Origin of the sequence: Photobacterium sp. GB-36 (assembly GCF_003026135.1) — a bacterium.
Taxonomy (GTDB): Bacteria; Pseudomonadota; Gammaproteobacteria; order Enterobacterales; family Vibrionaceae; genus Photobacterium.
Genome location: NZ_PYNY01000030.1, coordinates 1 through 15,228, shown reverse-complemented (window position 1 = coordinate 15,228; position 15,228 = coordinate 1). Strand labels below are relative to the sequence as shown.

At 37.5% G+C, this 15,228-nt stretch carries 8 protein-coding genes and 1 pseudogene; 5 read left to right on the top strand and 4 right to left on the bottom strand.

Features of this window, described 5'->3' with window-relative positions; all coding sequences use genetic code 11:
- Nucleotides 1-400: 400 nt before the first annotated feature.
- The 3 genes from C9J46_RS18885 to C9J46_RS18870 all read left to right on the top strand — a co-directional run bounded on the left by C9J46_RS18885 (nt 401) and on the right by C9J46_RS18870 (nt 8,715).
- Nucleotides 401-7,438, top strand: coding sequence for a glycosyl hydrolase family 18 protein (locus tag C9J46_RS18885; RefSeq protein ID WP_158259623.1), 7,038 nt, complete (start codon nt 401-403; stop codon nt 7,436-7,438).
- 304 nt (nt 7,439-7,742) lie between these two features.
- The gene (locus C9J46_RS18875) at nt 7,743-8,093 is read left to right on the top strand and encodes a MerR family transcriptional regulator (protein WP_107262223.1); all 351 of its coding nucleotides are present in this window, start codon (nt 7,743-7,745) and stop codon (nt 8,091-8,093) included.
- Between the two features lie 52 nt (nt 8,094-8,145).
- Nucleotides 8,146-8,715, top strand: a complete 570-nt coding sequence (locus C9J46_RS18870) for an NAD(P)H-dependent oxidoreductase (RefSeq protein WP_107262225.1) — start codon at nt 8,146-8,148, stop codon at nt 8,713-8,715.
- Nucleotides 8,716-8,837: 122 nt separating this feature from the next.
- Here C9J46_RS18870 and C9J46_RS18865 read toward each other — a convergent pair whose 3' ends face one another.
- Both C9J46_RS18865 and C9J46_RS18860 read right to left on the bottom strand, forming a co-directional pair.
- Nucleotides 8,838-9,587 carry a LemA family protein gene (locus C9J46_RS18865; RefSeq protein WP_107208495.1) on the bottom strand — a complete coding sequence of 250 codons (750 nt, stop codon included), beginning with the start codon at nt 9,585-9,587 and terminating at the stop codon, nt 8,838-8,840.
- Nucleotides 9,588-10,071: 484 nt separating this feature from the next.
- Nucleotides 10,072-10,815 carry a sporulation protein gene (locus C9J46_RS18860; RefSeq protein WP_107208496.1) on the bottom strand — a complete coding sequence of 248 codons (744 nt, stop codon included), beginning with the start codon at nt 10,813-10,815 and terminating at the stop codon, nt 10,072-10,074.
- A gap of 263 nt (nt 10,816-11,078) precedes the next feature.
- On the opposite strand from C9J46_RS18860, the gene C9J46_RS18855 reads away from it, so the two are divergent.
- Nucleotides 11,079-12,068 carry a glutathione S-transferase family protein gene (locus C9J46_RS18855; RefSeq protein WP_107208497.1) on the top strand — a complete coding sequence of 330 codons (990 nt, stop codon included), beginning with the start codon at nt 11,079-11,081 and terminating at the stop codon, nt 12,066-12,068.
- A 68-nt stretch (nt 12,069-12,136) separates the two neighbouring features.
- On the opposite strand, the gene C9J46_RS18850 is transcribed toward C9J46_RS18855, so the two are convergent.
- Nucleotides 12,137-12,787 carry an HAD family phosphatase gene (locus C9J46_RS18850; protein WP_107291373.1) on the bottom strand — a complete coding sequence of 217 codons (651 nt, stop codon included), beginning with the start codon at nt 12,785-12,787 and terminating at the stop codon, nt 12,137-12,139.
- A gap of 210 nt (nt 12,788-12,997) precedes the next feature.
- On the opposite strand from C9J46_RS18850, the pseudogene cqsA reads away from it, so the two are divergent.
- Nucleotides 12,998-14,168: pseudogene (gene cqsA / locus C9J46_RS18845) on the top strand (alpha-hydroxyketone-type quorum-sensing autoinducer synthase).
- A 62-nt stretch (nt 14,169-14,230) separates the two neighbouring features.
- On the opposite strand, the gene C9J46_RS18840 reads toward cqsA, so the two are convergent.
- Nucleotides 14,231-15,228 (bottom strand): response regulator (locus C9J46_RS18840; protein WP_146144673.1); only part of this gene is annotated, 998 nt, incomplete at its 5' end.

Sequence of the window (15,228 nt, the reverse complement as noted above, 5' to 3'; positions counted from 1 at the left end):
TCAAAAATTCAGCCAAAAATAAGTGTAGTAGTCAATAAATACTGGTCTTATTTTAGAGGTTTACCAATATGGTTGTCAGACTTATTAGATATTAATCCGCCATTATATTGATGTAGTTGTAATTGGCTAAAATAGTGATATCACTACTTTCATAGAGCTGTTAAAAACAAAAGATCTTAGTAAAAATGTTGCGAATATGTGTTTATATTTCCGAGATTTTCACATTTCATCTAATAGTGTGAGTATACTATCAATAAGAATATTATTTCTTTATTCTGAAATATGACGTGAGTGGCTCATGAAACAGTATATTTCTCTTAATATATTCATATTGGTATTTTTTATAACTGCTTGTAATAATGACAATAGCGTTACAGATACAGTAACTGATAACAATAGCGTGTCAGTTATAGACACAGGAATTGATGACAATAGCGCCTCAGTTATTGATACAGGAACAGATGCAACTCAATCAGGTAAAGCAACCGTCTCTGGTACTGCGGCAGTTGGTGCTGGTTTAAAAGGACATTCTTTGGATTTGTTTGAACTCGATCCAACTAATAGCTCTCAACCGAAATTATTAGAAACAATAACGCTAGATGAGTCGAGTAAGTTTGAAGTTTCAATCCCAATGTCGACGGATACGAGTTCAAGAGTGTTCCTTGCACAAGTTAAAGATTTAGAATCACCTGATACTGTTGTTATCGAGTCAATTATTTTTGGGCAAGACTTTGATAAATCAGTAAAGATAACGCCTTTCACCAATCTCATCGCAAAAAGCCTGCTTAAAAGTGAAACAGCATTAGATTTAGCTTCTATGAGGCGAGAGTACGATCAAGTTGCCAGTAGTGTTGTAACCATACTCAATCCTGTTGCAGAGGCGTTAGGCTCTTCGCTTGATATTGACTCTCTGTTGTTTGGTGATTTCTTTGTAGAATCAAGTGGTCATGATGAACTAATTGAAGCAGTCACGTTTGATTGTAATGATTCAAATTGTGCTGTTGATTTTGCAAGTGATAAAGTCAAAGAGAAAGTGATCGAGCTAGGGGTTGAAACTGAATTTACTATTAATGAGACATTAATAGATAAACTAACACAGGCGGGCTTTGCTCTTGATGAATTGAAAACTAGCCCAACCGCCGATTTTGACTTTACAGCAAGTATTAAAGAAGCCGGCCCTGTGGTGGTACTCTTTTCATATGATGCTTCTTGGGGCCAGCCAGGTGATTCATGGGCTGGATACAGCGGTAAGATCAAATTGATAAACCTTACCGACACCCCTTTAGATGTGGCAAATAAATCCATAACGATGATTTCAGAAAAGCTGAGCATGAGCGGTGCTTGGGGCGCTGAGCTTCAAGAGAAAAAAATAGATAATAATAAAACCAAATACACGTTTACGATCCCTCATTACGCCCAGCCTTTGCAAAAAGATGAACACCGAGTCATTGGTTTTAATGGTAAAGGCATTGCATCGGAGGTAAATGACTTAACCCGCTGCCGCTATGAAAATGATAGCTGCATCATCAAATACGATGACACATTATCAACTTACGTTGGTGGCAGTTCTTTTGTGATTAGTGTCGATAGTGAAGAAGTTGTTGAAGATGGTGATATCACCGATGACGTTAACGAGAGTGGGGCAAATCTTGGCCGAGAACCAATTGTCGATGACCAAAATACAGTTATCGACATTACCTTAGAAAAATCTGGCTCACCTTGGTCAACGGGGTTTAATGGTGTGATCAAATTCATATCGCCAGTGGCGACCTCTTCTTGGACTTTGACGTTTTTAAAGCCTGCTGATGTGAATGATATTAGCATGTGGTCACACGGAGGGGGATTACAAACGGTGGGTGGACAATCGTTTATTAATGTTAGCAACAAAAGCTGGAATGGCGTTTTGACTCCTAATATTGAAAATTCAATTGGTGCCAGTGTTCAAGGTAAGGGCACTTATGGCGCAATATCGAGTGATAGCTGTACTTTAACGCTTGATAGCACTAATTACCCTTGTCAGTTGATAGCTAACGAAAATGCAACCAGTGTAGAAGATCTTTCTAATATTAATAGTGTTGGTATAACCCCTGCAGTTATCATTGATGATAATGAGACTGTCGATTCAGGTAACGAGTCTATTGTGGTCGACAATACACCCACAGATATTCCTGCTGCGTTGGTGAAAGGCAGTGGTGTGACTCAAAGTAAAACTCCAAAGAATATGACGTTTACTTCACCGAGTGATTTTAAAGGTAAAGTCGTTGCAGGTTATCTATCTGATTGGAGTGTATATGGTCGTGGTTTTGACGTTGAACGCTTACTAAAAGATGATACCTTTCCCTATAACAAACTGGTTTTTGCATTTTTAGCTATTTGTGGTGATCAAGGTTCGCTTTCTGGAAAAATTCGAGCGCAGTGTGCCGCGGAAGGTAAAAAAGATTTTGAGGTGGTCTTTTTAGATCCATGGGCAGACTTTGGTTTAAGCGTCAGTTCTCGCCAAAAGGGTAACCCTTATGTTGATGGTTTTAGTAAGGGGATTATTGAACAGCTCGATTACATTAAAAAACGAGTCCCTAACATTAGCATCTCAGCCAGTATTGGTGGCTGGACTATGTCAGAGCCATTCCATCGCATGGCAGCCAATCCGGTACATATTGCAACCTTCGTTAATTCATTAAAAGAATTACAAGATAAATATGGCTTTACTGGTTTTGATATCGACTGGGAATTTCCTGGTCATGGTGGTGCTTCGGGTAAATTCACATCAAATGATGGTCAATATTTTAAGGACTTGGTCTGTGCTGTGAAGGCAGGCCTTGGTGATGACATTGAAGTATCTAGTGCGGTAGGGGCAACGAAAACATATATTGGTCATATCGGCGCATATTATAAAACCATCTATGACCAAGGCTGTCTTGATTACATTTATATGATGAATTACGACTACTTCGGCGCATGGGATGATAAAATTGGTCATCAAACGAGTGTGATGCCGTCCTCTTCACTAACAGGGGGAATACCTAATGACGATGATACACGGTGGAGTGTCAATGCCGCTATCAAGTTATTTGAGCAAGCCGGTTTTAAGCGTGATCGTTTATTGATGGGGATTGCCAATTACGGTCGAGGTTTTAAATCTCTTGATTTAACCATCAATCAGCAAGGTGCGCTTGGCGGGACGAAAACCTCTACATCACCATCGTCAGGTACGTTTGAAAGTGGAGTAGTGGAAGGCTACGATCTTTGGCGCAATGTAGCTGGTGAAGATCTACAGGGGCGTGGCGATTTTGCACTTTATAGCGATTTTGAAGCTCACGCTGATGTATATTTCAATAAAGTCACTGGCGATTACATTTCGATAGACACGGCACGAACCGCCTATATGAAAGCGAAGTTGGCTGATGTTTTGGGGTTAGCGGGCGCTTTCGTTTGGACTATTGAGCAAGATGATGGTCGCATTGTTACCGCAATGCAAGATGGATTTGGTCTTAATGGTGATGTGCCATCTGAGCGTGCGATAACCTACTCCGCCTGCGGTATTCCATTTAAAGATGACGAAGAGAATTTGTGTGCAGAGCTTTATAGTGGACTCAATAATTTCTCATCTGGTAGTGGTTCAGGTAGTAGCATTGCTACTATCCTCAATGCAGCCGTTAGCCTTCCTTCGCCAGGGCAAACTGTTCGTGTAGTGGATGGTATAATCGTAGACATTGGAACTGGAACAGATACAACTCCAGCACCAGATCTAGATCAAAATGTGGTTCCTGATTCTCACATTATTTATCGTTCAGAGCTCAATCAACATCAAACGAATGCAGAAAGTGCATACAAAGAAAGTATTAATGCTGCTAAAAGCCTACTCAGAACACGGGATAATACTATTGTTGAGGCAGTCTCCCCACTAAATACAACTAACCCTGATAACGTCAAGCGTGTTGAAAGCATGTTTAATCAAAGTAATTGGGATGAATTGTTTTCTCACGCTGCGCCTGAATACTCTTATACTAACTTCTTAAAGGCTGTCGCTAAGTTCCCTGCATTGTGTGATACCTACACCGATGGACGTGATAGCGACGCTATTTGTCGTAAGTCACTCGCAACTATGTTTGCTCATTTTGTGCAGGAAACCGGTAAAAACTCTGAATATGATGGTGATACATGGAAACAAGGCTTGCACTACGTTCGAGAGATGGGATGGACTGAAACCTCACGAGATGGATACAACGGCAATTGTGATGTTTCTAGCGATTTTGCCAGTCGAGTGTGGCCGTGTGGTAAGTTTGAAAACGGTGACTACAAGTCCTATTTTGGTCGTGGGGCTAAACAATTAAGTTACAACTATAACTACGGACCTTTCTCTAACGCGATGTACGGTGATGTGTCTGTATTGCTTAATAATCCAGAGATGGTAGCTGATACCTGGCTTAATATTGCTTCTGCTATCTTCTTTTATGTCTATCCACAGCCACCTAAACCATCAATGTTGAGTGTCATTGATGGCTCTTGGACACCTAATCAAGCTGATATCGATGCAGGTTTAAATAACGGTTTCGGTATGACCATTCACATAATAAATGGTGGGCTTGAATGCGGCTCTGGTAACGAAGATGCGAGAGCTCAAAATCGTATAAATTATTATAACGAATTTGCTAATTACTTATCAGTGACAACTCCAGCCGATGAGGTGCTTGGTTGTAAAAATATGGCTCAATTCTCTGATGTTACCGGTGGTTCCGGCTCTGTTCCTATTTATTGGGAGCAAGATTGGTCAAGCCCATATAAATGTAAATTAGTTAACTATCAAACAGCTTACACAACGTTTGATATAGGTGGGTACGAAAAGTGTGTTAAGGACAAATATCCTGATGTAGTTATTTTGGAGGATGGCGATAGCCCTATTGTTAATGATGACTCAAAAGATACAGAGACTGTAGGTGATGGTGATGCCGTTGGTGATTCAGATGGTACAGACACTGCAGATGTAGGTGATGGCGTTGATGATTCAGATGGTACAGACACTGCAGGTGTAGGTGATGGCGTTGATGATTCAGATGGTACAGACACTGCAGGTGTAGGTGATGGCGTTGATGATTCAGATAGTATAGACAATGGAGACGTAAGTGATGATAATGATTTGAACACTCCTACAAATGCACTGTGTCAATCTTTCAATATTTACCCGAACTGGCCTGCAAATGATCATGCTGATGGTGGAGATATCGTAGTTTATGATGATATTGCTTACAAAGCATCATGGTGGACAAACACAATACCAGGTAGTGATGATTCATGGACATTACATTTACGATGTGACGGCGTAGAGCCCTCGTCACAAACTTCTCTAAAAATGCCAAACCCCAAAGATCCTATTGATCTTAACATGCGACATTGGCCAAATTATCTTTCTATATCGGCACCAAATTTAAATCTTTCAGAAAATATACCAAGTACTGTTAGATTCGAATTACCAGTTTTAAACCAACTTACAGATAGTAATCACTTAACCGATCATTTTAAATCTTTGGCTGAACAATTATTACTTAATGAAGAAAGCAATATTACTATTTTGCTTTCCAGTGATATGTTTGATATGAATTATCAGGACGAACTTTCAACATTAGATAATATTCCTGTAAATTTAGCTCTGACTAACGCTATTGCAGTAAATAATATTCCTTTAGATAGCTCATTACTAAATTCATTATCAGATGATGTCAAAGGTTTACTTAAAGCACATAATTTACTAATTAGTCAATTACTTCCTGATGCAAATATTGGGTGGCAGGTGATAATTGGTGATTTTGCCTATGATCAACACTCTGGTGGTTATCGTTCAGTTTGGAACATGGCTTCATTACCGGTAGTTAATTTGCTTACAGATTACGAACTTTATAGTGGTGAGTACTCTGCTCATTTTGTTGCATTTAGTAAATCATCAATGACTCCAGCATTAGATAACGACCAGTGGGATAATGCTCTTCGATTTATTAAACAAGTCACAGATACTCTGAATGTCCCTGCTATGCTAGCTTCGATACCAAGTAACCAAGCTGGTAATTACTTTTTAGGTTTGACTTCAGCAGATAGAAAGCTTCGACACGCAGCATACCATAATATATTTTCGATTCAGTTTGATACTGTAGATATGGCTTTGCAGAATAAAATAGAATCTTACTTACAAAATAAATTGCCTCTCTACAATTCGGGAGGTGGTATGTCAATTTCGGATAGCACATTAACAAATATTACTTCGTTAAATGACGAATTAATAAGCGTTACAACGAAAATGAACAATCAAGTTCTTCTTTACGAGACGCCGAATAACGGTTGGGAGCCTTCAAATGTATACAAATGGGATGACTTTTTAACTGCTCTTCATACAATGCATAACATTGGTGTCTCTGGTACTAAATTTTGGCTTACTGATATTGATGCAATAGATGAGAAAAATATTCAATATGCCAAAGTCGCAATTGCTGCATTTTTAGCACAATCTATGCAAGAAACCATACAATATGATGCTTGTGATGAAAATAATTGGGCTCAAATAAAATACGGTGCTCCTGTTGATTATCCCATGAGTGCATCATGTGGTCAGTTAGGACAAAAATATGCTGACTACGGTGTTGATAAAAATACGAATCTTGATCATCCTTATTCTTGTCCACGAACACCTAAAATAGAAGTTACAGCAACGACTCACGCTAAGTGGTATGGCGCACCTAGTCCTATATTTGCCGCACCTGATTCTGTTCTCGAGGCTGCAGGCTTATTAGTAAATGGCTCTGTTGGTCGATGGGATTTGTCAAATTCTTGGTGTGACTCACCACCAGTTGAAATCGATCATACCAAACAAGCATGGGAGCGTGATTCATGCAATGTATATGTAGGCCAGAAAGATGGTAAATTCGTATGGGATGGCAGTTCTGAGACATCTGTTGAGGGGTGCGCTTGGTGGGGAAGAGGCGTCATCCAAACAACAGGTCGCAGAAATTTTGGTACCTTGAATCACTTTTTAGGTAGAAGCCATGTTGACCCAAGTACATTTGGCACTACTATCGAAAGCGATACTGTCGTTATGGCGCCTCCAGGTGATCCAATATATGCAAAATTAGACCTTTGCTCTAACCCTCAATTAATATGTACAACTGAAGAATATCCTGAATTGAAATGGATAGCGGGTTTATTTTTCTGGATGACATCCGTTCAAGCCTATAGCAATCCAGGCGGTCCATATGAAAGTTGGAATTATTACGATGAGTTGAAAAAATATGTCGATGATGGCCTTGTTGGAAATAACTTCATTGATGCTGTATCTGGCATTGTAAATAGGGGATGTCCCGCCGATCATTGTGAAACGGGTGAAGTGCATGAAATACAAGGTCGTCGTGATAACTTTATTAAAGTACTCAAAGCACTTGGTCTTGATCCAAAATAATAACGTATCAAGATGATATTTTATTGAAATTTATATTTAGCAGACTAATGTGATACTTCATCTATAACTTTCAATACTAAGTTGTTTGTTTAGGTGGAAAAATAACTATACAAATTTCATTAATTTAGCTATCAACTTTGTTTAGGCTCTTTAGCCGAGAGCCTAGCTATTCATTTTTTCATTTTTATGCCATCTAAAGCACCATGGAATAACATAACCGATAACTTAATGCTGTTTGAGAAAGGCCCTGTTAAATAGGGTATATATAGATAGACAAGGAAGACAATTAATAAGGAGATCAGTGATGTATATCGGTGAAGTGTCTAAATTAACAGGAGCATCTGCCAAAGCTATACGCTTATATGAATTGTTAGGCTTGTTGGGAACAGTAGTAAGAAAAGGGAGCTATCGTATTTATGATGATAACCATGTTAGAACCGTTATTTTGATTAAAGATGCACAATCTATCGGGGTTAGTCTTGCTGAATTTAAGCGGCTGCTAGGAGATAAAACAGTACTAAGTTGGGATGTTGTAAGCACATTTCTTGATCAGAAAAGTAAAGCAATTGAAGAACAAATTAACCTATTGCACCAGCAGCAATCGATGATCCATACGTATCAAGACAATATTAAAAAGTGTTTAGAAACTAATTGACTCTTCCCTATAGGGCAAGGTGTAAGCTGAGCTCAAAAAGGGAGAGGCATCTATGTGCAAGAAAGTATTAGTTATTAATGGAAACCCAAAGGCTAAGAGTTATTGTCATGAACTAGCGCAGAGCTATATCATAGCTAGCGAGAAGAATGATGTCAGGCTGTTAAATTTAAGTATGATGGATTTTGATATCAATTTAGTGAGTGGTTATGAAGCAGTACAACCGCTAGAGCCAGATCTACAGCATTTCCAATCATCACTTCTATGGGCAGATCACGTGGTATTTATTTTTCCTCTGTGGTGGGGAGGAATGCCTGCAAAATTAAAAGGGTTAATTGATCGAACATTTCTTCCCAATTTTGCGTTTAAATTTGAAGCTAAAAACTTAACACCACAGCGATTATTAAAAGGGAGAACGGCCGAGCTGATAGTTACAATGGACTCGCCACCATTTTATTATCGTTGGATTTATGGCGATCCTATTTACAAGCAAATGAAGCGCACTATTTTAGGTTTTAGTGGCTTTGAAAAAGTATCTAAGACCTATATTGGCCCAATAATTAATGCGACGGAAGATAAAAAATCAAAATGGAATCAGCGGGTAGCTCAGCTTGCTAAAAAGTAGCGTAATGCACTAATTATAATAAGAGCTAATGCTAAATAGACAATGCTGTTATTGGCGTCGTCAACGAAGATTGTAGAGTTAGTCATGCGACCAACTCTACAATATAGAAGAAATGGATTTGATTATTTATCTTCTGAAACTTTTGTTTTCTCATTACGGTTTTCAGTTGGAGAGTTAATCTCTCCAGCTTTTGATTTGACGACTTCAACGGCTTTTCCCATAGCAATATCGCCTTGGGCAACCGCTGATTTTACTATTTCAGAGTTTATTGCGCCTTCAATTTTATTTGATGCAGTATCTTTTAAACTATTTGCTGATTTCTTAATAGATTTTGACGATGCATTAATGAGGTTTTTAACAGCTGCTGCATCATCACGAGTAAATGTTGCCAGTTGACTTAATGAATCTTCATTTGCAGCATCATAATATGGTGCTGGTTCAAAACTTAGTTTATTTGCAACAAGCATTGTAGGAAAGCTAGAACGATAGCTGTTATATACTTTAACTATTCCATTATAAGATTCTCGTTTATCTGAAATATTATTTTCTAACTCTTCGAGTTGTTTCATTAACTGTATATAGGTTTCATTTGCTTTTAATTCAGGAAAACTTTGAGAGAGAGCGGCTAAGCTCTCTGTGCTAGCATCTTGGTTCGATGATATTTTTAAATGAGTTAATTTTTCGTGATCACCAAAACCTTGAGCGATATCTAAAACTCTGGACGCAAGATCTCTGCGTTTTTGTAAGGATACTTGCATATTTGACGCTTGTTCAATTATTGATTGTTTACCAGACTGTAATTTATTGTATGTTTTAATTGACCAAATAATAATGACAGCCAAAGCTATGATCAAAATAGTACTTATACCCATGTAACACCTCTAATGATTTATATAAATAATGATGTTGTTAACTTATATTCTTAACGTTTGGTTTAGGTACGGTTTTGACGTTATCTGAAATAACCGTTATACAGGGCCGAATGAAATCGTACAATTTCAATGACTGCAAATATACCTTTCACATTGAAGTATTTATCATGAATACAGCGCTATCATGCCGTTAAGAATATCAATTTTAACACTATATTATCTATATCAATTCATAAGCTAAACCTCCTGCGATAATTGATAGTTATAGTCGTGTACTTCGTCGCATTACTTGCCAACTAGATACATCACTTTCATGTTAACCACGTAATATATCAAGCAGCAGGTTATAAACTCGCTTAGGAATTAAAGGGGATAACGATAAATTAAATATTTTAATGAGTCGCTGACGTTAAAGATAACCTCAACTTCTTAAACATCCCCTTTGATAACAAGGCAGCTTGTACTTTCCTACATCATACTTAAACTACATTCTTAACAGCGTATCTAATTGATAACTAATATCGGAGGGGGATGCATTTCTACTTATACTGAATGAGGTGTATTGATCGCCTCGGGTAGACATAGAACGATCAATTTCAGCAAGACAGTGAATGACAGCGCCATCTAAAATAAAAGATAATTCAATTTCTTTGCTGTTAAAAAATCCGCTATTTCGAAATTCGATTTCTTGATAACAGCCCGATTGTGAAGCAAAGTGTCCGCCTTGTAGAAAACCTTTTTCCACATCAGCTTTGATTAAATTAAAGCCTGCATTCTCAATGCTCGCAATGACACTAGCGATAGCTGGGAGAGGTTTTACCTCGATAAAATCACGATCAGAAGGATCAATAGCGAAATCAATATCTAACGTTGTTTCTAACCATACTTTCGATTGGTTATTTTGAGTGTTAAGTTGGGTGATAGGTGTTTCATCATGCAGTTTAAATTCAAAAGGCAGCGACTTCTCCTCACTGGCATGAATCGTAAAAGGTTGATTAACTTTTATCGTTCCTAACACAAAGGTTTGATAGCTGTGGCCATTTTCTAGTTCTACTTTCATTTCAGTACAAAGCTTTAATGAAATAGCATCAATGACTTGTTCTACATCTCCACCTTTAATATGCACATTTCCTTGTAATATATCTCCCTGATAAAGTGAAGGATTATGCAAAATAGTGTCTACTTTTGCAGAGCCAATACCTAATGAGGCTTTTAATTTTTTAAACATAATCTGCCTTTGTATGTATTTTTAAATGCGCGATGTGAGCAAATTATCACAACAATACCCTGCGATGTAACTTCAAGGTGCGATAAAGACGTAAGTAATTATTTTAACTATTTATTATTGTTATATAGCTCAATGTTTTGTAAACAAATAGAGCAGCACGCCAATCAGGTTGATCAATCACGCTAAGTGAATCGTTAAAGTTTGAAAATAGGCGTCTATGTATTAGGTTGATTAATAAGAAAGAACATTGATGAGAGGGAAGTATGGGATTATTAGTGGATGGGAAATGGCACACTGATTGGTACGACACTAAATCGACGGGAGGCAAGTTTGAACGAAAAGCTTCAAGCTTTCGTCATTGGGTAACGAAAGATGGCCAAGCGGGGCCTTCTGGAGAAGCGGGCTTTAAAGCTGAACCTCATCGTTATCACTTATACGTTTCCCTTGCTTGCCCTTGGGCGCATCGAGCGATTATTTATCGTAAATTAAAAGGGTTAGAGCCCTTGATTTCAATGTCTGTAGTTAATGCTTTCATGGGCGAGGACGGGTGGAATTTTGCATTAGGTGATGATGTAGTTGTCGATCCCATCATTAATGCTGAGTTTATGCATCAAATTTATACCCATGCAGATCCTCATTATACAGGGCGAGTTACGGTACCTGTGCTGTGGGATAAACAAAATCAAACCATAGTAACAAATGAATCAGCCGAAATTATTCGTATGTTCAATAGTGCTTTTGATGATGTTGGCGCAAATAGCAATGATTTTTACCCAGAAGCACTACAAACAGAAATTGATGCCTTAAATGATTTTGTCTATGTAAATATAAATAATGGTGTATACCGTGCTGGCTTTGCTACAACTCAAGAAGCCTATGACGAAGCCGTTGTAACACTGTTTAATGCGTTAGATACGATTGAAGCGCGTTTAACGGAAAATCGATACTTACTTGGCGATAAAATAACAGAAGCTGACTGGCGTTTATTTACCACGTTAGTACGATTTGATGCAGTATACGTAGGACACTTTAAATGTAATCTTAAACGCTTGGTCGACTACCCAAACATTTGGGGATATTTACGCGATTTATACCAAGTTCCCGGTATTGCGGACACGGTGAATATTGATTATATCAAAGCCCATTACTATGGCAGCCATGAAACCATTAACCCTACGCGTATCATTCCTAAAGGGCCTGTATTAGACTTTTCTGAGCCACATTGTCGCGAAAAATTGGGTGCTGAATTATAGGTATAGTCAATATAAGAAAAGGGCATCGCAGTTGGATGGTGATAGCCCTTATCTTTATCTGTGATGAGTTACTGTTTAAGCTTTGTAAGTACTTCATTCATTGATGTATATATTCCATGACCTAATGCTTTTACCTCTTCACTGGGCTGCACTAAATCAATTATCTGAAAAGTTTGCATGCCAGCTGAAACTGCAGCTTTAACACCATTATTTGAATCTTCAAAAGCAATACACATACTAGGGATCACGTTTAAACGCTTTGCTGCGAGTAAGTAAACCTCAGGATCAGGTTTGCCATTTGTCACTTCATCACCAGCTGTCACCGCTGAAAAATAGCCACTTAAACCAGCCATAGCTAATTTTTTTAATGCTAATTGCCGATTGGTGGAGGTTGCTACAACCATAGGTATATTCTGTGTTTGTAACCAATTAAGTAGATCAATAACACCATCTTTTACAGGAATAGCTTCATTTTCAACAATGTTTAAGTAAGCCTGTTTCCATTGCTTGCGAAATACAGGGTAGTCCATGGTTTCGCCATAACTGACTCGTAATAGATCTTCAACGCCAGCCTCATTGCGTCCAATGATATTTAAGTAGGTCTGTTCAAGGTAGGGAAGGTTAAAGTCCTGACAGGTTTGTTTAAATATATCCATACAGACACGCTCTGTATCGAGTAATAAACCATCCATGTCGAAAATAGCAGCGTTGTATGTCATATTATTAACTAATTTATAAATAAAGAAGTGATATTTTACAGATAAAATGCAGTTATTTAAATATGACTATTTGTAAATTTAAACAAATTAGTTAGTGAGATTAATGTTAATTTTTTATGAAAAAAATGATTAATAATATTATTATTTAGAATGAGGAAAGTATTATTGTTAATATTGTTACTCCTATTAACAAAAGTAAGAGTAATAAAAATGAAAAATATTAACGTAAAATCACTTCCAAACTTTATAAAAAAAAATTGATGCCCATCTAGAGGCAGATATTTACTCCCGAAAAAATAAAAAGCACTTAGTATTAGGTAAAATTCCCTCCGATATTTCAATTACATTACAAAGTAATGATTATCTCGCCATCACAGGGCATGAATATATTCGTCAGAAGCACTTAAAAGCCATCACAGATCATAAACATGAAGTAGTGATGTCTGCGGTCTTCCAGCATCAAGCTGAAAGTGGCGATACATTTGAAGAACAATTAGCTGCGTTAACAGGTTTTGAAAAATGTGTGCTGTCCCAGTCGGGCTGGGCGGCAAATGTCGGATTAATTCAAACTCTGATCCCTAAAGGTACACCGATCTATATCGATTTCTTTGCTCATATGTCGTTATGGGATGGAGCAAAACGTGCAGAGGGAAATATTCAAACATTTCTGCATAACAATATGCGTCATCTTGAAAAGCAAATTAAACGTGAAGGTCCTGGGTTAATCATGGTTGATTCGGTGTACAGTACAATCGGTACAGTTGCACCATTGCATGATTTAGTTGAAATAGCTAATCGTTATGGTTGCGCCTTATTGGTAGATGAATCTCACTCGCTGGGCACACACGGTAAAAATGGTTCAGGATTAGTCGCTGAATTAGGCTTAACCGATCAAGTTGATTTCTTAACGGCGAGTTTAGCAAAAGCCTTCGCTTACCGAGCAGGAGCGATTTTATGCAGTAAAGATGTAGCGAAATCGTTCCCATTTACGGCGTATCCTGCCATTTTCAGTTCAGCACTGTTAAATCATGAGCTAGAAATCTTAAAAGCGACATTGGATGTCATTAAAGATGCAGACGATAAGCGTAGCCAGCTGTTTATTCAGTCTGAGAAATTACGTAGTGGTTTAGTTAATCTTGGTTATAAGATTAAGAGCCAGTCACAAATTATTGCACTTGAAAGTGGTAATGATGAAGATACAGAAGTGATCCGTGATTATTTAGAATCTCGAGATGTATTTGGTTCTGTGTTCTGCTCACCAGCGACCCCTAAAAATAAAAATGTGATCCGCTTTTCTTTAAATAGTGATGTGAGTGACGAACAAATATCGACGTTACTTACTGTGTGTCGAGAGATGCGAGAGGAGCTATCGTTAAAGTAATAGAATAAATTCTTACCCATTATTGCTTTACGTTTACGTAAACGATAGTGGGTAAGTGTATTCTAGTTAATAAAGCGCTCAATACTGGAAAATATTTGCTCTTTAGTTGCAGGTTTGAAAATAAATCCATTCATACCGACTTTGCTAAGCTCTTGCTGTTGTTTTTCATCAAGTGAGGCTGAGAAACAAATAATGGGGGTATTTTTATGTGATTCATATCTTTTATTTGAACGAATTTGTTTTGTTGCTTCTAAGCCTCCCATTAAAGGCATTTCTAAATCTATCATAATAAGATCTACTTGACTTAGCTCAAGACTTTTTAGTGCATTAATACCATTCTCGGCATGAATAACATGAAAGCCACTGCGTTGCAGGAGTATTCCTGTATACATGCGTAATGACATATTATCGTCTACAAGTAGAATACTTTTTGTCTCTGTTGTAGATCGTGGTGTACTTTTTGGATTATTAAAGTGAATAAAAAAGAATCGACAGATATGATCAGTGAAATCATTCTCAATTTTACTAGCATTGATTAGTTTGTAGTTAATTTTTTCATTTAATATTAAATTTATTGCTTTAGGTTCACGGTATAAATACAAGACTTTCGTTGTTAATAATGCGAGTTTATCTTGTAACTTAGAGAAGTAATAATCATGTTCAGTGTAACTATCCAGATTAACAATAATCATATCTACTTGATCAAGAGACATGTCAATTAATTTAAATGGGCTAGTCGTGTTAAAATTGTAGCCATGAGAAAAGGAGTTTTTCTGAAGTTCAAAAACATCACTGTTGTTATCACCTATGTATAATAGGCGTTTTTTAGACATTAACTCATACTTTAGCTTATTGACTGATTTTGAATCGATTTTAGGTAAAAGTATAGTGAACTCAGTCCATTCACCTAACTTGGATTGACAGCTGATTACCCCACCAAATGCTGTGATCACTTTTTTACAAAAAGGCAAACCTAAACCTGAGCTATTTTTTTTACCATGTGTAAAGAAATCATCAAAAATAGCATCAAGATTATTCTTTGGAATACCAATACCTGTGT